This is a genomic window from Bradyrhizobium sp. FW305-F6 (genome assembly GCF_058782905.1).
The window spans coordinates 486,568-507,470 of sequence record NZ_JBYSYD010000002.1; the positions used below are offsets into that span (position 1 = coordinate 486,568).

22 protein-coding genes and 2 pseudogenes are annotated in these 20,903 nt (G+C 62.6%); 6 read left to right on the top strand and 18 right to left on the bottom strand.

The window, feature by feature from the left end; all coding sequences use genetic code 11:
• Positions 1-172: 172 nt before the first annotated feature.
• Both AC3WLX_RS13645 and AC3WLX_RS13650 read left to right on the top strand, forming a co-directional pair.
• The gene (locus tag AC3WLX_RS13645) at positions 173-3,703 is read left to right on the top strand and encodes an ATP-binding protein (protein ID WP_492336321.1); all 3,531 of its coding nucleotides are present in this window, start codon (positions 173-175) and stop codon (positions 3,701-3,703) included.
• 252 nt (positions 3,704-3,955) lie between these two features.
• Positions 3,956-4,501 carry a hypothetical protein gene (locus AC3WLX_RS13650; RefSeq protein WP_492336322.1) on the top strand — a complete coding sequence of 182 codons (546 nt, stop codon included), beginning with the start codon at positions 3,956-3,958 and terminating at the stop codon, positions 4,499-4,501.
• A 174-nt stretch (positions 4,502-4,675) separates the two neighbouring features.
• Here the strand turns inward: AC3WLX_RS13650 and AC3WLX_RS13655 are convergent.
• Positions 4,676-4,795, bottom strand: a pseudogene (locus tag AC3WLX_RS13655) (hypothetical protein); the annotation flags it as partial.
• Positions 4,796-5,142: 347 nt separating this feature from the next.
• Between AC3WLX_RS13655 and AC3WLX_RS13660 the strand changes: the two are divergent.
• Positions 5,143-5,457, top strand: a complete 315-nt coding sequence (locus tag AC3WLX_RS13660; protein WP_492336323.1) for a hypothetical protein — start codon at positions 5,143-5,145, stop codon at positions 5,455-5,457.
• A 6-nt stretch (positions 5,458-5,463) separates the two neighbouring features.
• Here the strand turns inward: AC3WLX_RS13660 and AC3WLX_RS13665 are convergent, their stop codons facing one another.
• The 14 genes from AC3WLX_RS13665 to AC3WLX_RS13730 all read right to left on the bottom strand — a co-directional run bounded on the left by AC3WLX_RS13665 (position 5,464) and on the right by AC3WLX_RS13730 (position 18,282).
• Positions 5,464-6,384, bottom strand: a complete 921-nt coding sequence (locus AC3WLX_RS13665) for an urease accessory protein UreD (protein WP_492336324.1) — start codon at positions 6,382-6,384, stop codon at positions 5,464-5,466.
• Positions 6,381-7,031, bottom strand: a complete 651-nt coding sequence (gene ureG / locus AC3WLX_RS13670; RefSeq protein WP_492336325.1) for an urease accessory protein UreG — start codon at positions 7,029-7,031, stop codon at positions 6,381-6,383. The genes AC3WLX_RS13665 and ureG overlap by 4 nt, the downstream gene beginning before the upstream one ends.
• Positions 7,028-8,734 carry an urease subunit alpha gene (gene ureC, locus AC3WLX_RS13675; protein WP_492336326.1) on the bottom strand — a complete coding sequence of 569 codons (1,707 nt, stop codon included), beginning with the start codon at positions 8,732-8,734 and terminating at the stop codon, positions 7,028-7,030. Before ureC ends, ureG begins: the two co-directional genes overlap by 4 nt.
• A 2-nt stretch (positions 8,735-8,736) precedes the next feature.
• Entirely contained in the window at positions 8,737-9,489 is a 753-nt protein-coding gene (gene ureB / locus AC3WLX_RS13680; RefSeq protein ID WP_492336327.1) for an urease subunit beta, read from the bottom strand.
• Positions 9,452-10,117, bottom strand: a complete 666-nt coding sequence (locus tag AC3WLX_RS13685) for an urease accessory protein UreF (RefSeq protein WP_492336328.1) — start codon at positions 10,115-10,117, stop codon at positions 9,452-9,454. The genes ureB and AC3WLX_RS13685 overlap by 38 nt, the downstream gene beginning before the upstream one ends.
• A gap of 4 nt (positions 10,118-10,121) precedes the next feature.
• A complete protein-coding gene (ureE, locus tag AC3WLX_RS13690) occupies positions 10,122-10,574 on the bottom strand; it encodes an urease accessory protein UreE (protein WP_492336329.1) in 453 nt (150 codons plus the stop codon).
• A 30-nt stretch (positions 10,575-10,604) separates the two neighbouring features.
• Complete coding sequence (locus AC3WLX_RS13695) at positions 10,605-10,907, bottom strand: putative quinol monooxygenase (RefSeq protein ID WP_291619814.1); 303 nt, start codon at positions 10,905-10,907, stop codon at positions 10,605-10,607.
• Entirely contained in the window at positions 10,907-12,421 is a 1,515-nt protein-coding gene (locus AC3WLX_RS13700) for an amidase (protein WP_492336330.1), read from the bottom strand. The genes AC3WLX_RS13695 and AC3WLX_RS13700 overlap by 1 nt, the downstream gene beginning before the upstream one ends.
• 84 nt (positions 12,422-12,505) lie before the next feature.
• The gene (locus AC3WLX_RS13705; RefSeq protein WP_492336331.1) at positions 12,506-13,207 is read right to left on the bottom strand and encodes an ABC transporter ATP-binding protein; all 702 of its coding nucleotides are present in this window, start codon (positions 13,205-13,207) and stop codon (positions 12,506-12,508) included.
• Positions 13,204-13,932, bottom strand: coding sequence for an ATP-binding cassette domain-containing protein (locus tag AC3WLX_RS13710; protein ID WP_492337282.1), 729 nt, complete (start codon positions 13,930-13,932; stop codon positions 13,204-13,206). Before AC3WLX_RS13710 ends, AC3WLX_RS13705 begins: the two co-directional genes overlap by 4 nt.
• 2 nt (positions 13,933-13,934) lie before the next feature.
• The gene (locus AC3WLX_RS13715; protein ID WP_492336332.1) at positions 13,935-14,999 is read right to left on the bottom strand and encodes a branched-chain amino acid ABC transporter permease; all 1,065 of its coding nucleotides are present in this window, start codon (positions 14,997-14,999) and stop codon (positions 13,935-13,937) included.
• The gene (locus tag AC3WLX_RS13720; RefSeq protein ID WP_492336333.1) at positions 14,999-15,865 is read right to left on the bottom strand and encodes a branched-chain amino acid ABC transporter permease; all 867 of its coding nucleotides are present in this window, start codon (positions 15,863-15,865) and stop codon (positions 14,999-15,001) included. The genes AC3WLX_RS13715 and AC3WLX_RS13720 overlap by 1 nt, the downstream gene beginning before the upstream one ends.
• A 61-nt stretch (positions 15,866-15,926) precedes the next feature.
• Positions 15,927-17,165 (bottom strand): urea ABC transporter substrate-binding protein, encoded by a 1,239-nt coding sequence (locus AC3WLX_RS13725; protein WP_492336334.1) that lies wholly within the window; start codon positions 17,163-17,165, stop codon positions 15,927-15,929.
• 67 nt (positions 17,166-17,232) lie between these two features.
• Positions 17,233-18,282, bottom strand: a complete 1,050-nt coding sequence (locus AC3WLX_RS13730) for a substrate-binding domain-containing protein (protein WP_492336335.1) — start codon at positions 18,280-18,282, stop codon at positions 17,233-17,235.
• Between the two features lie 243 nt (positions 18,283-18,525).
• Here AC3WLX_RS13730 and AC3WLX_RS13735 point away from each other — a divergent pair, with 243 nt between their 5' ends.
• Positions 18,526-18,981, top strand: a complete 456-nt coding sequence (locus AC3WLX_RS13735; RefSeq protein ID WP_492336336.1) for a MarR family winged helix-turn-helix transcriptional regulator — start codon at positions 18,526-18,528, stop codon at positions 18,979-18,981.
• A gap of 76 nt (positions 18,982-19,057) precedes the next feature.
• Here the strand turns inward: AC3WLX_RS13735 and AC3WLX_RS13740 are convergent, their stop codons facing one another.
• Positions 19,058-19,498, bottom strand: coding sequence for an ethanolamine ammonia-lyase light chain EutC (locus AC3WLX_RS13740; protein ID WP_492337283.1), 441 nt, complete (start codon positions 19,496-19,498; stop codon positions 19,058-19,060).
• A gap of 5 nt (positions 19,499-19,503) precedes the next feature.
• On the opposite strand from AC3WLX_RS13740, the pseudogene AC3WLX_RS13745 reads away from it, so the two are divergent.
• Positions 19,504-19,731 (top strand): annotated as a pseudogene (locus AC3WLX_RS13745) (amidase family protein); the annotation flags it as partial.
• Here AC3WLX_RS13745 and AC3WLX_RS13750 read toward each other — a convergent pair.
• On the bottom strand, positions 19,636-19,905 hold the full coding sequence (locus AC3WLX_RS13750) for a hypothetical protein (RefSeq protein WP_492336337.1): 270 nt from the start codon (positions 19,903-19,905) through the stop codon (positions 19,636-19,638). The pseudogene AC3WLX_RS13745 and the gene AC3WLX_RS13750 overlap by 96 nt on opposite strands.
• A 71-nt stretch (positions 19,906-19,976) precedes the next feature.
• Here AC3WLX_RS13750 and AC3WLX_RS13755 point away from each other — a divergent pair, with 71 nt between their 5' ends.
• Positions 19,977-20,147, top strand: a complete 171-nt coding sequence (locus tag AC3WLX_RS13755) for a hypothetical protein (RefSeq protein WP_492336338.1) — start codon at positions 19,977-19,979, stop codon at positions 20,145-20,147.
• 75 nt (positions 20,148-20,222) lie between these two features.
• Here AC3WLX_RS13755 and AC3WLX_RS13760 read toward each other — a convergent pair whose 3' ends face one another.
• Positions 20,223-20,858: a pyridoxamine 5'-phosphate oxidase family protein gene (locus AC3WLX_RS13760; RefSeq protein ID WP_291619790.1), complete on the bottom strand. Its 636-nt coding sequence runs from the start codon at positions 20,856-20,858 to the stop codon at positions 20,223-20,225.
• Between the last annotated feature and the right edge of the window lie 45 nt (positions 20,859-20,903).

A 20,903-nucleotide genomic window follows, 5' to 3' on the forward strand; every position in this document is an offset into this window, starting at 1 on the left:
CCCCTCCGGCGAAGTCACTGCGAAGTCGGGCAATTCAGTGCCTTTTCGATCTGGTTGGCTATTCCTTTCAAAAAAACCTGTTGTACGCCTCCAGTCCAGGGTGAAGTATGGTCCCCTAGAATTGGTGGTTGGGGGCCTGCAGCTCCACCATGAATGCGGGCGGTTGGACTCAATGCGGGAGAAAGAGCCGAACCCTGGGGCGGCGGGCGACCTGAAGGGCTGGCTGGCAGGCATTGGTCTCGGCCAATATTCCGATCTTTTCACCGAGCATCGGCTCGATCTGGACGTCATGTCCGATCTGACGGAGGCCGATCTGGCGGCGCTCGGGCTGCCGCTCGGAGATCGCAAGCGCCTGCAACGGGCGATATCATCCCTCTCTGCTTCCGATTCGACAGAAGCGCCGGCCAAAGCGGTTCGCAGTCCTCCTAGAACGGAGATCGGTGCCGAGCGGCGCCAGCTCACCACCATGTTCTGTGACATGGTGGATTCCACTTCGCTCTCCTCGCAGTTCGATCCCGAGGACGTGCGCGATATGATCGCGAGCTTTCGCGAAACCTGCGTGCGCGTGGTGAAGCACTATGAAGGATTTGCCGCCCGCTTTGTCGGCGACGGCATCCTTGTCTATTTCGGCTATCCGAACGCGCACGAGGACGATGCTGAGCGAGCGGTGCGGGCTGGCCTCGAGATCGTCCGGATGTTGTCGACGACACGTGCGATCGAGCCCCGGGGTGCGCCCAGTCATGCGCCGGCCGTTCGAATTGGCATCGCGACGGGACTGGTCGTGGTCGGCGACCTGGTCGGCCAGGGGGTGGAGGAGCGCGATTCCGCAGTCGGTGAAACCGTCAACCTCGCGGCGCGGCTGCAGGGCCTGGCGCCGTCCAACGGTGTGGTCATCTCCTCGTCGACGCGCTCGCTGCTGAAGGGGAAGTTCGACTACCGCAATCTCGGAGACCATGAGCTCAAGGGCATACCCGGAAGAACCGAGGTGTGGCATGTGGTTCGGCCGTCGCGCGTGGAGACCCGCTTTGCCGCGGCCATGGGCTCTCGGTTGACCCCGCTCGTCAATCGCAACGACGAAATCTCGCTTCTGCTCGGCCGCTGGCAGCAGGCCAAGGCAGGCGACGGCCAGGTCGTGGTGCTGTTCGGCGAGCCGGGCATCGGCAAGTCGCGCATCGTCCAGGAGATCTTCGAGCGGATCGCAGGCGACCGGCACGGGCACGTCTCCTTCCAGTGTTCGCCCTACTACAGCTCGACGGCATTCCATCCCTTCATCGAACAGCTCAAGTTTGCCCTCGGTCTGGACCGCGACGACGCGTCCGCCTCTTCTCTGACGAGTCTGGAACGGGCGATAGCGGCCGCACGTGGTGAAGTCGAGCAGGTAACGCCGCTCTTCGCCGCGCTGCTGTCGATTCCGACCGGAGATCGTTATCCGCCGCTCGATCTGTCGCCGCAACAGCAGAAGGATGCCATCGTTTCCGCCCTCGTCAATCATCTGCTGGGCCTTGCGCGCGAGCGGCCGCTGGTGATCGCATTCGAAGACGCACATTGGATCGATCCGACATCCCGGGAGGTCGTCGACCTCCTGATGGAGAAGGTCGAGAATACGCCCATCCTCGTCGCAATGACCTGCCGCTCGGAATTCCAGCCGAGCTGGAGCGCTCGCTCCCACATCACGACGCTGGTGCTGAACAGGCTGAGCCGGCAGCTGCGGACGACGCTGGTCGAGCGGGTCGCCGGCAGCCGCGAAATGCCGAAGGAAGTCGTCGAGGACATCATCGTCAAGACCGACGGCGTGCCGCTGTTCGTCGAGGAGTTGACCAAAGCCGTCCTCGAAAGCGACCTTCTGACCGAGCGCCACGGGCGCTATGTGCTCTCCGGTTCGTGGCGACAACTGGCGATCCCGGCGACGCTGATGGACTCGCTGATGGCGCGCCTGGATCGAATGGGTCCGTTCAAGAGGGTCGCACAGATCGGCGCGACCATCGGCCGGCAGTTCTCCTACGAGATGCTGAACGCGGTCGCTTCCCTACCAGCCGAGCAGATCGAGGCGGCGCTCGATCGTCTGGAGGAGGCAGGCTTGATCGTCCGGCTGGGCCAGCCGCCGGATGCGCTCTACTCCTTCAAACACGTGCTGATCCAGGATGCAGCGCATGCGAGCCTGTTGCGCAGCGAGAGGAGACGGCTACATGCTCGGATCGCCTCGGTGCTGGCCAGGAAGTATCCGGAAAGGACCGAGCGTGAACCGGAGCTTCTGGCCTATCATCTGACCGAATCCGATCAAAGCGAGCCGGCGGCAAGCTCCTGGCTCAAGGCCGGCAAGCAAGCCGCAATGCTGGGCGCCTATCTGGAGGCCATCGGCCATCTGCGGCGGGGATTGGCGGTCGTTCAAGCCAGTCTCGAGATGCCCAATCGCGATCAAATGGAGCTGGAGCTTCGCGTCGCGCTGGGTAATGCGCTGATCGCTGCCAAGGGTTACGGTACACAGGAGGTCGAAGACAATTTTACCCGAGCCCTCGAGTTCGGCCGGCAGCTGGATGATGAAGACAAGGTGCTTGCGGCGATAAGGGGCCTTTGGATGCGCCACTTCATTCGGGCCGACTTGGCCAAGGCCCATAGTCTGAGCGCCGAACTCCTGAAGTTTGCCAGGCGGGAACGCCCGAGCGGACTGCTCTCCAAGCAAACCCTGTACCTCGTCGAGGCCCACAGGTCGATCGGGCAGACCATGCTATACCGGGGCCGGTTTCTGGCGGCGCAGCATCATCTTCAACGCTCCATCCGCCTCGATGATCCGGCCCTGCATCGCGGTTCGGGCGAGAGGCTCATCAATCCTGGTGTCATGTCGTCATCATACCTCGCCTATCTGCTATGGTTCCTGGGACGGCCCGACACCGCGCGGCAGCACAGCGAGCAGGCGATTACCGACGCGGAAGAGAGGCGCCATCCCTTCACGGTAGCGTTCGCCCTGGTATTTGGTGCTTACCTTTGTCAGCATATGCACGACGTCGTGGGGACCAGGGATTACGCCAGCCGGGCGATGACCATCTCGTCGGAACACGGCTTCCTGCACTGGAAACAGCAGGCGACAATTCTCCATGGATGGTCGCTGACTGAGCTCGGTGCGATGGATGAAGGGCTGAGCGAAATGCGGGCGGGCGTGGAAGGCTACGAGGCGCAGGATTCCTGGCTTGCCAGTTGCTGGTTCAGAAGCCTGCTCGCGCAGGGCTATGCGAGAGCCGGTGTGCCGGAGGCGGCCTGGCACGCGCTTGATGGTGCCTTGGCAATCGCAAAGAGGACGGGCGATCACTTCTGTCTCGCGGAGATCTACCGCCTGCAAGGCGAATTGAAGCTGGCCCATGCCGGGTCGGCAGTGATCGCGGAGGCCGAGCATTTGTTCGCACGTTCGCTGGAGGTCGCGCGCACGCAGAACGCCCGATCGTGGGAACTGCGAACCGCCATCAGCCTGGCGCGCCTGTGGCGGGATGCGGGTCGGTCTGACCAGGCGACCGAGCTCCTTGTGCCGATCATCGGGAAGTTCAGCGAAGGGCTCTTCACACCGGATCTGCAGCAGGCGCTGGAATTGGTGAAGGAGCTTTGCGAAGACGACACCAGAGACCGTCAACGAGCCGCAGCCGGGGATGACAGCGAGAGGACAACGGCCGCTGTTGATGCGGATGCGCGCGGCAAGCCAGGTGCCAGGCTTTGACGGAAGCCGGAACGAAATCAACGAGGATCATCGTCGCGTTCAAGGCGCTTCTGTCCCGCCGCCAAACACGGCATGTTTCAGCACTCAGAAGCAAGTCTTTTTCACCGGCTACGTCGAGCACTCGGGCCCGATCAGCCTTCACCTCAGCATCCCGGCGGCAGGATTGGCGATACGCCCGGCGTCGGCGCCGCGCCTGAGGCGTTCGCCGGCAACACAGTCGCAGGCGAAGCGAGGTTCATCGAGACGCCTTCCATGCAAGCCGAGCTGTTCGGGCTGGGCACGACGGCAGCGTTCGGGTTCATGCCCGTGCCACCGGCAGCACTGGCGCCCGCCTGGATCGTACCAGGTGCGGGGTTTGTAGCCACTTGCGGGATTGATAACGGCAAGGAGGCAGCGCTCGTCACCTCTTCCCCCGGCGCCGAACTACATCCGACCGTCGTACCTGTTCCAGAGGACGCAACTGAGGAGATCGTCCCGATGGCGCTGCTATTCTGCCCTGTAACCGGCAGCAACGGCGTCGCGATGCCCGGTGGTGCAAGGCCTGTCGGCGATACCGTTGGCGTCGCCGGCACCGGCGTCGACGATGACGACGGCGGCGCGCAGACCACCACCGTCCCCGGCGTCGTCGGATCCGACGCGCGCGGAACCGGTGCCAGCGTCGTGTCCGGGGCACATGACACGGTCGTTGCGGAAAACGGCCCGGGACTGTTGAGCGGTGAAATCACGATCGCGCCGGGCACCGTCGGCAGACCCATCGCGGTTGTACCGGTCGTTGCGACCTGTGCCTCGACTGGATAGCCGCCCAGCTGCAAAGTCAACATCGTTGCGAGTGCCGACCACGACATGGAGGCCGTTCTGGTCGAAGACGAGCGCATCGGACGGGATCGTCGTCGATGCCGTCCGACGCGGGATCGATAGTTCGACCGTGCAATAGATGCCCGGACTGAGCAGCCCTGCCGGATTGGGCACGTCGATCTCGGTCGGCAGCGTCCTGCTTCCCGGTTGCAACCCGGTTGCGATCCGCGTGACCTTGCCGGCAAACGTCCGCCCCGGAATCTCGCGGACGCGGATATCCGCAGACGCCCGGACCAACGCCGAACGCTTCGTCCTGCGGCACGAACACCTGGGTTCGGATCACGTCGGAATGCATCAGCGTGAACATGAAGGTGGACCCAGCTGATACCAGGCTGCCGTTGTCCACGTTACGCTGCGTGACCACGCCGTCGAATGGCGCCACCACACGCTGGTGGGACTTCTCCTGCTGGAGAACTCGGATCTGCGCTTCTTGCGCCGTGATGTTCGACTGGGCGACACCCACCGCGCCCTGCTGCACTCGCCATCATGTCCGACCGCTTCGGCCGCGATATGTCGGCCTACGATCTCGATGCCCTATCCCCGACATCGCACCGTCGGACAGCTATCACAGCTTTGCCAGCGTCATGCTCGCCAAGGGCCGCCGCGAGAACATGACGCTGCGTGATCTCTACAATCTCACTGCCGCCGCTCGCGGCCATTGGGTGCTGTGCGGCTCGGCCGAACGCATCGCCGATACGCTCCAGCTCTGGTTCGAGGAGCGTGCCGCCGATGGTTTCAACGTGATGCCGCCCTACTTCCATGAGGGTTTCGACGACTTCGTCGAGCTGGTCGTACCGATCCTGCAGGAACGCGGACTGTTCCGCCGCGACTATGAGGGGACGACATTGCGAGACCATCTCGGCCTCGCGAGACCGGCCAATCCGTTCTTCGCTGCTTAGACCAGCTCAGCTCGCTCCCGGAGAAGCAGCGGCTCGCCTAAGAATGCGAGCCCCTTCCAAGGGCAGGTGTTCTGACAAGATCGGTCTGTTCTGGGATGACTGCCGACCCGCGCATTGCGAAGCGGAGAGGATGCCGCGATAGATCACTCTCACGGCCTCAAACGCTTGACGAATGCACCTCAGCTCCAAGGCCGCGAGACGGATCCCGATCCCTCCCTTCGCGGGCAGAGCGCTCGCCGCACCATAGAGTCCGTTGATCCGCTCTAGCACCGTGGTCAACTCACTTTGGATATCCGCCGGATCATGGCCGGAGGGCAGCACCAAAAATGCTGACCCAAAGGCGGCGTAGCCACGGAAAAGGCTGTGGTCTGGATGGTAGACCCGGGTGCGTTCGATGAGCAGCGGCTCGCCACCCGATCTTCTCAAGCAGAAGGTCGATTCCAGCTCCCGGAAGTAGCGGCCTTCGCCCAGGGCGTCGTGCATCGTGAACGCATCAAGGATCAACGCGTAAGCGTCGGCCGCGCAGTCAAGCTCGATGGTCTGTGACAACGCCGCCTCGGGAAACATGACGCGCGGCTCGGGCAGATATTCGAGACTGGCGTTGCTTGCGACATCGAGCCTCACCGTCTCGGTAGCGCACGTCGTGGGTTCGGCGCGATGAACAGCAGTCGCGCCCTGATTGGTCAGGCAAACGGCCGTCCCAGGGCCAAGCGTGAAGCGCTGTGCGAGGCTGTCCTCTCCGTGGACCGCCCCGCTCGCCGTCTGCACGATCACGCTGAGACAATCCGGCCGGTCCGGATCGACGTGAAAGCTGCGCGTGAGCACGAAGGGCCAAGCGAACATGCGTCTGTCGATCACGGTGCGGCCGGCCCGCCGGACGAAGCTAAGGTCGAGCCGCGCTGCTTCGCTCGGCGTTTCGCGACTCATGTCCTGAACAACACGTCGCGCTCGAGGAGATCGACGATCGACTCGATACCGTCGCCGCGGCGACAATTGGTAAGCAGGACCGGACGGTCTCCGCGGACGTTCAATGCGTCCCGGTGCATGCGCTCCAGATCCACGCCCACATGAGGCGCCAGATCGACCTTGTTGATGACGAGAAGATCGGCGCGAATGACACCCGGACCGCGCTTGCGCGGAATATCGTCGCCTCCGGCCACATCGATCACAAACATCCAGAAGTCGGTCAGATCGCGCGAGAACGTCGAGGCGAGATTGTCGCCGCCGCTTTCCAGCAGGATCAGCTCGACACCCGGGAAGCGGCGTTCGAGCTCATCTGCGGCCTCAATGTTCAGCGTGGGGTCCTCGCGAATGACGGTGTGAGGACACGCGCCTGCCTCGACCGCCGACACCCTCGCCGGATCGATGAGACCGGAGCGCCTGATCCGCTCGGCGTCCTCGGCCGTGACCAGATCGTTGGTGATGACGGCGATATCGATGCCCCGCGCAGCGAGTGCCGGGATCAGGCACTCCACCAAGGCAGTCTTACCCGAACCGACCGGTCCCCCGATTCCAACCCGTGCGGCCGCGATCCGCGGCTGCGCCAGTCCAGTGTTGAGCGAGAGCCGGCTCATCGGAGCATGTACCGTCTTGCCAACGGCACCTTCGTCGCGGGCGGACACATCAGAAGCTTTCCATCAGCCCGGACCTCGAACGTTTGAGGGTCGACCTCGACATGGGGTGTCGCGGCGTTGCGCAACATGTCTGCCTTCCGCAGTTTCCGGACATTCTTGATCTGGATGGCGGCGCGCTCGAGGCCGAGCTTATGGGTCACATCGGCATCCATGGCGAGCTTCGACATGAAATTGAAGCCCAGCCTCTGCGGTGCGGCACCGAGCGCTCCCCACATCCGTTTCTGAATCATCGGTTCCGACAGACCGAGGCTGCCGTTGCCGTCGCCCATGGCTGCCCAGACGACAAAGCCGTTCTTGATCACCATATACGGCTTGATGCCGAAGGAAGCGCGCGGCCAGAGAACGAGATCGGCCATCTTGCCCGGCTCGATCGAACCGACGGTGTGGTCGATGCCCACCGCAATGGCGGGATTGATGGTCAGCTTGGCAATGTAGCGTTTGATGCGCTCATTGTCCGCACGTGCCGTCTTTTCCTCGGGCAGGCGGCCGATCCGATCCTTCATGACGCTCGCGAGCTGCCAGCACTTCGCGACGTTCTCGGCGAGGCGTCCCATGCCTTGCGTATCCGTGCCGAAGATCGAGATCGCTCCCATGTCGTGCAGAAAGTCTTCCGCGGCCATCGATTGGGCGCGCACGCGCGCCTCGCCGAACATCACGTCCTCGGGTGCGTTGTAGTTGAGCTGATGACAGATCATCGTCATCGGCACGCCCTCTTCCATGCCGTAGGACGTGTAGGGATTGGTCGGATTGGTCGACGAGGGAATAACGTTGTCCCACGACACGACCTTGAGCAGGTCAGGGGCGTGACCGCCGCCGGCACCTTCCACGTGATACATATGGATGGTGCGTCCCTCGACCGCCGCCATCGTATCCTCGCAGAAGCCGTATTCGTTGATCGAGTCGGTGTGCAAATGGACAGCGAAATCATTGCGATCCGCCGCAATGAGGCTCTGATCAATGACCGCGGGGGCGGCGCCGAAATCCTCGTGAATCTTGACCGACATGCCGCCGGCCGCAACGGCTTCCTCGATCGCCTCGGGGTTGGAGCCCGCACGCCCGAACAAGGCAAAGTTGAGCGGCGAGAACTCGATCGCCTGCAGGAAGCGCGCGAAGGTCGAAGCGGCCCCGCTGCCGACGTCAAAAACCGGCCCCGATCCGTTTCCGACCAGGGTGGTCGTCCCGCCGGAAAGCGCATGGTCGGATTGCTCGGGCGAGATCAGGTGCGCGTGCGACTCAATGGCGCCGGCGGTCACGATGAAAGGACCACCGGCAATCGGCGCCGTTGTGTGACCCACCACCATGTCGGGATGTACATCGGGCATCACGTCGGGATTGCCGGCCTTGCCGATACCGACGATGCGCCCGTCACGGATGCCGATGTCGGCCTTCACGATGCCGGCGACTGCGTCGACGATGGTGGCGTTCTTAATGACGACGTCGAGAATATTGTGGGAGGCCGTCCTGTAAGCGTTGACGCCCTCGCCATCGCGCAGGTTCTTTCCCGCACCGACCAGCAGTTCGTGCCCGTAGGTGGTGTAGTCGTGCTCGATCTCGGCGAGCAGACTGGTGTCAGCCAATCGCACGAGGTCGCCCTTGGTGGGCCCGTAGAGTTCGCCGTAGGCTCTGCGCGACAGTGTGGCCATGGTCAGGCTCCCAGATAGCCGCGGGCGCGGGCAAGCTGAAGCGCATTATCCCTCGCCGACGGCGCATCCAATGAACCGTTGACGAGGCCCGCCTGCCCATGCACGGCGCGATCACCCGAGATCGGGACCAGCCGCACGGACTTGGTGACCCCCGGCTCGAAACGGATACCGGCCCCTGCGGGACGGTCGATTTTCCTGCCCCAAGCTGCCGCGCGATCGAAGAGCAACGCGCGATTGACCTCGAAGAAGTGAGTGTGGCTGCGAACCTGAACGTCACGGTCGCCGGTATTCGTGACATCGATGGTGATCGCCTCCAAGGTTGCGAAGCTCTCAATGTCTCCGTCGCCTGCGATGATCTCACCGGGCACGATATCGTCCACGACCGATGTGTCACTGGGGCCGACCGGTTCGAAGAGCGCCATCACCTTGGTTCCTTCCGCGAACATGCATTCGATATAGAGCATCGGGATCATCTGCCCGACGCCGGGCTCGACATCGTCCCATGTCAACAATCGGCCTGCCATGTCGCGGATCTCTGCGTAAGGCATGTTGCGCCGCGCCGCGGTCATGACTTCGTCCGTGATGTAGGCGACCGCCTCCGGATGGCTCAGCCGAATTCCCAGCGACCGATTGCGGCGCGCCATTTGCGCGGCATTGAAGATGACGAGGCGATCCATCTCGGTCGGCGAAAGGTTCATCATGGAAGAGCATCCTCTCTCAAGTGGTGAACATGCGGACTTGTCGCAGCGGTCCACGCGAAACCGCGATGTCGATGAACGGCGTGAAGCTCGCAGGCAGCGCGTTGGGCGGCGGAGCCACCTCGAGCAGTTCCGCTAGCAACATCCGTGCGGCTTCCTGGCTGCGCTGCGCCTCGATGTGGCCGATGATCCCGAGCCTGACGGCTGCGCTGACGAGGCCGGTTACGAGCGTCCAGCCCGAGACCAGTTCTGCGGCCTCCAGGCTGAGCCCCGCGTCCCGGCCGACGACGGCCTGCACAACGGCCAGATGGCCGAGCCTCGTGTCCGACGACACCAGGCCACGGTAGGCGACCGATAGCGGCCCATCGAGCCTGAACCATACCCCGAGTAGCGCCCTGCCCGCCCGCCGCGATCCCTCCCGCATTTCGGCTGAAGGTGTCGCCGCCTCGGCCAGGCGATCCACGCGCGCGATGGCCACGCAATCTTCTGCCCGAAAGGACTGGCGCAGCAGAACACGGTCCATGCTCGCCCAGCGCCGCTGGAGCTGGTCCGCGACAATCCGATCGAGTTCGCTGCGACTGCCAAGCATGCCGTCCGCAGCAAGGCCTTCCAGCCCCCAGGAGAATGCAAAGCCGCCGGCCGGGTAGGCACTGTCCCCGAGCTGCAACAAGGCCAGCGTCTGCAATCTGTCAAACAGCGTCGCTCTCCACCACTTCGCCGGCTTCGAGCAGCGGCTTGATACGCGCGCGGTAGGTGTCCAGCGGACCGTCCAGCAGGACAACGAGAATCTCGTGCTCGAAGCGGACCCGCCAATGTAGATTACCGGCATTCCAGCCGAGCTTGAGCGCCGCCGCCTGGTCGACCGGCTTCAATCGCCAACATTCCTGCTCGCCGAAGCGCACGATGATGGCGCGATCATGTGCGAGAAACAGCAGTGCGCCGTCGACCAGGACCTCGTCCCGGTCCAGGCTGACGGCGCAATCGGTTCCCCGATCGGTGGTCAAGCGAAAGCGCTTGCGGCCGACATCCGACGGCGGCACGAACAGGAGTTCGATCCCGCCGTGATGTTCGACGTGGTGAAGACGATCTGCATAGGCTGCGTCGTCGGATCGTCCGATGATGCCATGAAGCCGTAACGTCACGATCTTCTCCTGCAATACGCGGGCGCCGGCTCAGCGGATCGTCGCCGACACCTCCGTCGAGGTCACCAATATGACTTCTCCGTCCAGGATGGGCTTGGCGATCCCGAAGAAGGTCGCAACAACCGCCGAGCTGTTGTGGCGATCCATAGCGGCCTTGTCGGCAAATCGCTCGTACGTCGTGAACACACAGGGGTCGTCCTCGCTCTGCGAGATGAAGAATCCGATCGTGCCAGGCTCGTTGGCCGCAACATTTGCGGCGACGGCCATCAGCGCGTCACGCATCGTGCCCTCGTGGCCGGACTTTGCCTTGATGACGGCGGTGATGGTGATCATCAGAACTTCTTCCAATCGCCGTCGGCTTCGAAGGCGCTGGCCGCCTGGTAGATGGTCGCCTCGTCATAATCCTTGGCGATCAGCATCAGGCCGACCGGCAGGCCGTCCGACAGACCGCAGGGAATGGTCATCGCGGGATGACCGGTCACGTCGAACGGACTGGTCGTCGCCGTCATTTCAAAAGCACGCTGGACAATCTCGGCGAGCGGCGCGTCCTTGGCCGGGATCGGCGTGGCGACACAGGGCAAGGTCGGCATCAGCAGCAGGTCGTAGGAACCGAACACCGCATCATAGGCCGCCTTGGCAGCTATCGCGATGTTGCGCGATTTCGCATAGTAACGACCGCGATAATGGCTGACGCCCCACTGCCCGACCAGCATGGTCAGCTTGAGCGTCTCCGACAGGTCGTCGGCGCGGCTGCGCCAACCCGAGTGGGCGTCGAGCAAGCCGACGTCATAGAGCCCCTTCCAGTTGAAGCCCATGCCGTTGCCGATCATCATCTGGACCAGGAAGCCTTCCAGCGTGATCGGGTTCCAGGCCGCGAGTGCATGAAGATGTTCGGGAATCGAAACTTCCGACACGCTGGCGCCGAGCTTTGCGAAACGCTCTGCGCCGGCCTTCACCTTGGACGCAACGCCTTCCTGCATGTTCGCAACGGCAAATCCTTCCTTCAGGATGCCGATCTTCATGCCCTTGACGCCCTTGCGGAGCATCTCGGTGTAGCTCGTGACTTTCGGCGCGTATTGGCGCGGATCGAGCCCGTCGGGACCGGCGAGCACCTCCAGCAATAACGCGTTGTCGGCGACATTGGCCGTCATCGGCCCGGTGTGGTCGATCGTCGATTCAATCGGCATGACGCCGGTATACGGCACGAGCCCGTGTGTCGCCTTCATGCCGTAGATGCCGCAATACGACGCCGGGATACGGATCGAGCCACCCTGATCGCCGCCGATCGACATGTCGACCTCGCCCGCTGCGACCAGCGCGGCGCTGCCCGATGATGAACCGCCGGCCGAATACCCCATCTTGAGGGGGTTATGGACCGGTGCCGGATTGGAGGTGTGGCTGCCGCCCGACAGGCAGAAATGCTCGCAAACGGCCTTGCCGACGATGGTGCCGCCTGCATCGAGAATCCGGGTCACGATCGTCGCATCGGCCGCGGGAATGAAGCCTTCGAGCGTGGTCGAGCCGTTCATCATGGGGACGCCGGCCAGGGCGACGTTGTCCTTCAGCACGATGGTACGACCCGCGAGCTTGCCGCTCGCCGCACCCTTGACCTCGGTCTTGATCGCCCACGCGCCGTACTTGTTGTCCTTCGGCATCGGCTTGGAGCCCGGCATGCGCGGATATTTGACCGGCGGCAGCGGATTCGGCAGCTCGTCGATCACGTCGTAGGCGTCGAACATCCCGCCCATGAGGGCAAGATAGCTTCCGGCTTCTTCGACCGTCATGTTCATGTGGAGGCTCGCGGCGAGCTCGGCGACATCTTCGGCGGTCGGGCGTTTGATAGACATGAGTCATCCTTTCTTGTGAGGACAAGCCGGCAGCAAGAGAACCAGCGATCGGAACGACCGGCGCAGCCACGCCGGGGATTGAACTTAGTTTGGATGCATCGCGCCGTCCCGAGCCAGAAGGTCTTCGCGGTCAAGCTCTCCGGTGATGCGCCCCTTTTGGATATTGAGGATCCGGTCCGACAGCGAGGTGATGAACTCGAGGTTCTGCTCGACGACGATCAGCGACATGTTCCACCGCTTCTTCAGTGCGAGCAGCGTCTCGACGATCTCCTCGATGATCGACGGCTGGATACCCTCGGTCGGCTCGTCCAGCAGGATCAGCCGAGGCTTCGTGCAGAGGCAGCGCGCCAGCGCCAACAATTGCTGCTCACCGCCCGACAGGGCCCCACCGCGTCGGTCGAGCAGTCGCACCAGGCGCGGAAAGTCCTGAAGCACCGCGTCGATGACCGATCGGTCCTCCTTCGGCGCCGCCGCCAGGCCCATTCGCAGGTTCTCGAGGACGCTCAGGTCGGGAAATATCTCTCGTCCTTGCGGCACAAGCCCAATACCAAGCCTGGACCGTTCGTGCGGCTTGAGATGGGTGATCGGCTTGCCGGCGAAGGTGACGGAGCCACCTGTCGTCGGCAAATGCCCCATCAGCGCACGCAGCGTCGTGGTCTTGCCCATGCCGTTGTGGCCGAGAATGCCGAGATACTCGCCATCCTGAATGGTCATGTCGAGACCAAACAGGATTGGAATGCGGCCGTAGCCCGACCGTAGATCCCGGACCTCGAGAAGCGCGCTCATGCCGCCACCTTCTTGCCGAGATAGACGTCGCGCACGCGCTGATCGGCCAGGACCTTGTCCACGGTGTCTTCGACCAGCACCCGCCCCTGATGAAACACCGTCACCTTCTTCGCGATCTGCTTGATGAACTCCATGTCGTGCTCGACGACGATGATGGCCCGGGTCTGGTTGATCTCGCGGATGATGGCCGCCGTGTGCAGTGTCTCCTCGTCGGTCATTCCGGCGGCCGGCTCATCGAGCAGGATCAATTCCGGCTCGGCCGCAAGCACCATGCCGATTTCGACCCATTGTCGTTGGCCGTGCGAGAGAGTCGCCACGATGCGATCGGCTTGATCCGTCAACCGGATCATCTGCAATACCGCATCCACCGCCGGCCCCTGGGCGCGCGGCGTCGCTTTCCGCCGAACGGCGAGCCAGATGTTCTCTCGCACCGAGAGACCGTTGAAGACGTTCGGCACCTGGGTCTTGATGCCGATTCCCATGCGAGCGATTTCGTGCGACAGCTTTCCGGCGATCGGCTGACCGCGAAACGCAATCGCACCCGACGTCGGTACGAGCTGTCCAGTCAGCGTCTTGAAGAAGGTGCTCTTGCCGGCGCCGTTGGGCCCGATCAGGCAGCGCAGCTCCATCTCTTCCAATGTGAAGGTGATGTCGTCATTGGCGACGACACCGCCAAAACGCATCGTGAGGTGCTCTGCCTTGAGAAGGGGTACGAGGTCCGCCACGGTCATTCGGCTCCGGCCATGTGAGACGCCCCCACCGGCGGCGGCAACTGCTCGTCTGCGAGTTGCGCCTTCGGCTTCGGTGCGGGCACTAGCCGCATCAAGAGATCGCGCGCCGTGGGCACCAGTCCCTTCGGAAGCAGCAGCACGAAGACGACCAGCACGGCGCCCAGCACGAGGTTGGAGTTCAGGGCCTGTTGCGAGCCGATATAGGCGACGATGTACTCGATGAGCACACAGCCAACGATGGGGCCAAGCAAGGTACCGAGCCCTCCCACCGTGATCCAGATGATGATCTCCGCCGACAATGACAGGCTGAAGATGGTCGGCCCGACGAACGCGCCCCAATTGACGTAGAGCGCACCCGCGAGCCCCGCGATCGCGCCGCTCAGAATGAAAGTGAGCAGCTTGACCTTCCGCGGGTCGTAACCGAGCAGCGAGGCACGAACCTCGTTCTCACGCACGGCAACGATGACGTGTCCAGCGGGTAAAGACAGGAGCAAGCGGAGAAGCAGGAATGTCCCGAGCAACGTCCCACCCGTCACCCACCAGGATTGTTCGGGCGACAGGATCTGGTCCGGATAGAACGGAACGTTGAAGGTCGGCACGGCCGGCATGCCGTTGAAGCCGCCGAGCAGCGCCTTGCCGATCCTGTACTCGTCACCCGAGGTCGAGTTGACGCAGTTGAACAGGATCAGAGTCACGGTGAGCGTGATCACGCCGAGATAGACGTCAGAGATACGGCCGAAGAAGATGAAGTAGCCGAGGATCGCGGCGAACAACGAGGGAATGATAATGGCAAGCAGGATCGACGGCGTAGAATCCTGGAAATTGATCGCTGATATCGCGTAAGCATAGCCGCCGAGGCCGAAGAAGGCCGTCTGTCCGAAGGACAAGATGCCGCCATAGCCCCAGATGAAGGCGAGGCTGAGCGCCAGCACCGCCATTGCCGCGAACAACGTCAGCTGCATCATTGCGAACAGCTCGATGACGCTCGGGATCAGCGCGATCGCGATGATCGCGATGACGACGGCAACCGCCTGGGCCACAAGGCGAAAGCGGATGGTCATTACAGATTCCCCTTGAAGAAGCGGCCGGAAATTCCCTGCGGCAGGAGGCGGATCAGCACGATCGCCGCCGTGAACACCAGAACCTCGCCATAGACCGGCGTGGTGAAGAAGGCGCCGACCTGATTGACGGCACCGAACAGGCTCGCCGCCGACATCGTCCCCGACAGAATGGCGGCGCCTCCCCCGACGACCGTCATGAAGGCCTTGGCGACGTAGGCGCCGCCCATGCCGGGCGTGATGCCCGAAACCGGAGCCAGCAGACCTCCGGCGAGACCTGTGATGGCCGCTCCGACCGCGAACGTGCTCATGTAGACCCGCGCCGGATTGACGCCCAGCGTCGCCGCCATTGCCGGGTTCTGCATCGTCGCGCGGGCGATCAGCCCGAAGCGGGTGTAGCTCATCACGCCGTAGACCACGGCCATCATCACCACCGCCAATCCGGCCAGGAACAGGGTGTAGTAGCTCGACTGATACGAACCAATGGAGAAGCCGCCGAGAGGAGTGGGCACGCCCTGCTGCGTGTTGCCGTAGATTGTCGTGACGATCCCGATGATGAGGAGGCTCAGCCCCCAGGTTGCGAGCATCGAATCGACCAAGCGCCCATAAAGAAAGCGAATGAGGCACCGCTCGATGACGAGACCGACGAGACCTACGAAGAGCGGAGCAACGACCAGCATCGCAATCCAGATATTGACGCCGGCATTAGCCGATATAACGGTCGCATAGGCGCCGAGCATGATGAACTCGCCATGGGCGAGATTGATGATCTTCATCATGCCAAAGATGATCGCCAGTCCGAGGCACAACAGGAACAGCGACGATATCCCGTTCAGGACGTCGAGCGCGACGATGAGGTAGATCGCCATTCTTGGATTCTTTCGGTCCCTCGATGTGGCGGGCCCCGCCCATGGGCGAGGCCCGGCTGCGTCAGAGATTGATGATGTACTGCTTGGTGTCGTTCGGGTTCTTGACGAGGTCGCACACGCTGGCCGTATCGGCCGGCTTGACGTCGGAGTAGCTCTCCAGCACCGACCATTTGCGGTCCTTCACCTCCGCAAGAAACGCATTGCGGGTGGTGTGATGGGTCGGCTTGTCCAACGTCACCTTGCCGCTCGGGCCATCGAAAGCGATCCCGTCCTCCAGCGCGGCAATCACCTTCATCCGATCGATGCTGGCGGCTTTCTTCACGCCGGCGGCCCAAAGCATGACACCCTCATAGGTGCAGGCAGCCAGCTCGCTGACATAGGGTGAGTCGGGATGGGCCTTCTTGATCTTCTCGACGAAGCTCTTCGAGGCCGGCGTGGTAAGCTCCTCGAAGTAGCCGTAGGCGCCGAGAATGGAATCGCTTTCGGCGGCATCGAGTGTGGTCGGCTCGTTGACGAGACCGAAAGTGGTCGACGCGATCGGAATCTTGCCCTTCATGCCGGCCGAGGTCCATTGCCGGTAGAAAGCCGTATGGTTGCCGCCGACCAGTGCAGACAGGATGAGGTCGGGCTTTGCCGCCTGAATCTTCGAGATCGTCGTCCCGAAATTGGTGACGTCGAGCGGGAAGAAGTCGGTCGCCAGCACCTCGCCGCCATTGTCCTTGACGTACTTGGTCATCCACTTCGCAGTGATCTGACCGTAATTGTAGTCGGCGGCAATGATGTAGGCCTTCTTGCCCGCCTTCTTCATCGCGCTCGGCACCAGCTTTTCAACGGTCTGCGCGGGCGTGGTACCGGTGCAGAAGGTGTTACGATCGCAGACGCCCCCCTCGTAGAGAACGTTGTAGAAGTACAGCACCTTGAAGCGATCGAAGGTCGGACGCACCGCCTCGCGCGAGGCGGAGGTGATGCCGCCATGGACGACATCGACCTTGTCCTTCACCGCAAGCTGTTGCGCGAACTGCGAGTACATCTGGATATTCGACTGCGTGTCGTAGTGGATCACCTTCAACGGCCGCCCCAACAATCCGCCGCCGGCATTGATCTCGTCCACGGCGAGCTGAAGCGCGTAGACCATGGGCGTGCCGGACGCCGCGATCGGACCGGACTGGTCGTGAAGGCTGCCGACGACGATCGGCTTTTCGGCGCCAAAAGCGCCGGAGCGGAAGATTGCAGGTGCAGCAATCAACGTCGTCGTTGCAATTGCTGAGCGCTGCAGGAAGCGGCGGCGGGAGAAAGGCATAAATGTCCCCATCAGTTCTTTGATACGGCAAATATTAGGAATACAATATTTGAAAAGGCAAGCGATTTTATTGGCGCGCAATGATGGAGAAATCGTACCCATCGAGCCGAGCCAGATAGATCGGATGGCGACCGCCGACCACCGATTGCGCCAGATCGCCTCGTGCCGTGCGCCGCTGGTACGTCCTTCCGTAAAGGCGCTCCAATTTGCGTGCATCGAGGCTGGCGGCTTCCTCGATCAGGGACGCGAGCGAGTAAATGCCTTCGTAGCAGGACTGACCAAAGGCATTCACGGGAGGCGGACTATCGCCAAACGCGGTATGATAACGTTCCAGAAACGCGCCATTGTTTCGTGAGCGGATCGACCCGTAGTAGCTCGAAGCGGCGTAAAGATTCTCGGTTTCATCTACATTGAGGCCGTATGCCACGGTCTCGTCGATCGCCGAGGAAAACCGCAGCGCGCGAATACTCAGCCCCGCCGCACAGAAGGCACGATTGAATGCGATGCAATCAGAGCCCAGGAAATACGGAAGAACGACGTCCGAGCGCGTTCCCTTGATCCGGTCCAGCATCTCGTCGAAGTCATGCCGGCCGACCGGCAGATAGTATTCACCTGTCACCGTTCCGCCAAAGCGGGCGATCAACCTGCGCGCAATCTGAAGGGACGAGCGAGGCCATACGTAGTCATTGCCGCAGAGAAAGTATCGGCGCGCACGTCTCGTTTCCGAAAGCCATTGAATCGCGGGAGAAAGCAGCTCTTCTGCGGTCTCACCGGTGGCCATGACGTCCAGCGTCGATGAACGGCCCTCGAACTGCGGCGTATATATGAACGGAACGCGACCACCGGCAGCGCGCGCCACGAAGTCGCGTGCGAAGCTCGGCAACATCCCGACGATGCCGTGAACACCATCGATTTCGATTGCGTCGCGCGCGGCCCGGCCCGCGCTTGGACCGGTTTCTCCGGCGTTCACGACATGCAGTTCAACTGGACGTCGCAGGACACCGGACATTCCGTTGATCTCGTCGACCGCCAGGCGTCCGCACGCGTCGGCTGACGGGGCCCAAAGCCCCGCAGCGCCGCTTTGCGGGATAAGCAGACATATCCGGACGCTACGCAACGGTGGTGTCTCCGCACTTCGTGCAAAGAACACTCACGAATCGTGCCAACCCAATCCAGTACCGCTTAGGTCCATTTCACTAAGAGAACGCTCGATGCCGACGGGAACATGCCCTTTTTCAGGGCGCCGGCCGATGCATTCGCCCCTTCCCTAGGCAGTTGTGCCCAAACCTGCTTTTCGCTTGCTCCTCGTTGCGTTCCAAGGCAAATATTGAAAGATGAAGTAATTCGCCGAGGGTGCGACGTGGACCTCCCTGAACTCATCCGAGGCGTGAATCGCCGGCTTGAGCAGATGCTGGAAGCTGAGCTCAAGCCGCGAAACCTGTCTCTTCACCAGTACCGCGTGCTCGAGGCGCTCACCGAAGCAGACGGGCTGGCGATGGGCGACCTGGCAACCCGCCTCTTTGTCGATGGCCCGACGCTCACGAAGATCATCGACAAAATGGTCGAGTCGGCACAGGTCTATCGTGCGCCCGATCCACATGACCGGCGCCGGGTCCTGATTTTCATCTCGCAGCGAGGCGCAGCGCAATTCAGGGATATTGGCCCGCTCATCAAGTCCGTTCAGCAGGACGTTCTGGACAGGCTGGGCGCATCGGATGCGGCAGCTTTGACGGGCCTGCTCTCGGAGCTGCTCAGCGACCGCGTCGGTCCGCGTTCCTACCCTGTTCGCGGGCGTGAAGCACTGAGCTACGAATGACGGCTCTCACCCACAGGCAGCTTTGCGGCCGCGGCATGCAATCCGACCCCGCTAACTCCGGGCTTTAACATCGTGCTCACCAGGGCCACAATAGCGTCGGCCGCGTCCGCAATGGCGAGCCGCCTTGCCTGATATTTGATATGCAATTGCGCCGCGAGTCGGGAGTTCCCGTTTCCGGTCGATAGGTCACATATGCGCCGAGGCTGTCCGCCGCAGATAGACCGGGGCGTTCGCCGATCAGCATGATCGAGACGCGGGCCTTGAGACGTTCTCCAACAGGATCGGCCAACGCCACGCGGGCCTGAGCGGCGAGGATCACCGATCCAACCGAGATCTTGGCTGCGTCAAGCCGTTTCACGACGGCTCGCGTGAGGGACGCCCCGTTGACGGCGACCGCGCTGGCCGACAGGCCGTCCGCAAGCACAATCACGGCATCGGCCTGCTGCGGCAGGGCGTCGAGGCGCTGCATGACCTCGGGCGGCACTCTCCGCCCAAGGTCCGGTCGCCGCACGAACACCCCAGGGGCGCATTCTGCACCTGCCGCCAAGTCCGTACCGCAGCGCGGGTCCTATGGCCCGTTCAATGGATGATCTTTCGCTGCTGTTCGACGTACTCTCGCGGCCCGACGGGCGCGACTACGGTTCATTGCCTGCTTCAAGTCCGGACGACAGACGTTCTGCACCGCATGGCTTGAAGGGCTGGCGCATCGGCATCCTGCAAACGACGGGCTTTGGTCCTCGCGTGGCCCATCTCTCCATTGAGGAGCGCCATCAAATCCATCCTGCGCTTCACAGATTGATCGCCGGTGGCGCGAAGGTCGATGCCGAGCAACTGCTGAAGGCGGGCGACGAACTGGAACGTGCAAAAGCCGCTGTAATCGAGCGGACTCTTCCATTCGATTTGATCGTCGCCCCCACGACTCACGTCGTGGGTTCCCGGCGGATCAAGCCGCCCCTGACGAAGGCCGGCTCCTGGACATCACGACATACACTGCCATGTTCAATCAGACGGGACAGCCCGCCGCAGTCATTTGCGGAGGCTTCGCCGAAAACGGCCTTCCCGTGGGCATCCAGTTCATCGGTCGGCGTCATGAAGATTTCAGAGTTCTGAATGCGGCCGCTCTATGCGAAGGCGCGTTGGCGGCGTCAATCGCTTCGCCAATCTAACCCGAAGAATAGCGCTCGTGGCCTTGTCTGCAGCACTGACGATCGCACCTCGGTATGGCATGCGCAAGTCGCCACTCAGTAGAGCCTCGTACGATACCCTTCTTCCAACGTCCTCTCAGCGACTTCGGTCTCGATGGCTGCAGTCTGCTCGGCGATGATCCGGCCGAGTGTCGGGAAGCTGCTGCGCTCGACCTGGGCCCCCGGACTCCACAGCTTCGAGCGCATGAGCGCCTTGCCGCAGTGAAAGTAGGCCTCCTCGACATGGATCTTGATCCCGATGACCGGGACGACGTTCTGCACCGCGAGCGGCGCCAATAGCGCGGCATCCTGCGAGATCTCCGCGCGCCCGTTGACCCGCAGGGTCTCGTTGATTCCAGGCACCATGAAGATCAGGCCGATCCCGGGCGAGGCAATGATGTTGCCGAACGTGTCCACGCGGTTATTGCCGCGGCGGTCGGGAATCAGCAGCGTGTTGTCGTCGAGCACGGCGACGAAACCCGGCGCGTCGCCGCGAGGGCTTGCGTCGGCGTGGCCATTGCCGTCGCTCGTCGCGAGGACGAGGAAGGGGGACAACGCGATGAAGTCGCGGCAGAACTTGTCGAGATGATGGAGAACCTTCTTCTCGGCGATGAAGTTCACCTGCCCGAAATGCGCGCGCAGATCCTCTTGGGTCTTGACCAGCGGCTTGCCGCCTGCACCCTCGCTGTCCATTGCGAACCTCCCTGTTTGGCGAGCTTGCCTCGGTTCTGATCGTGC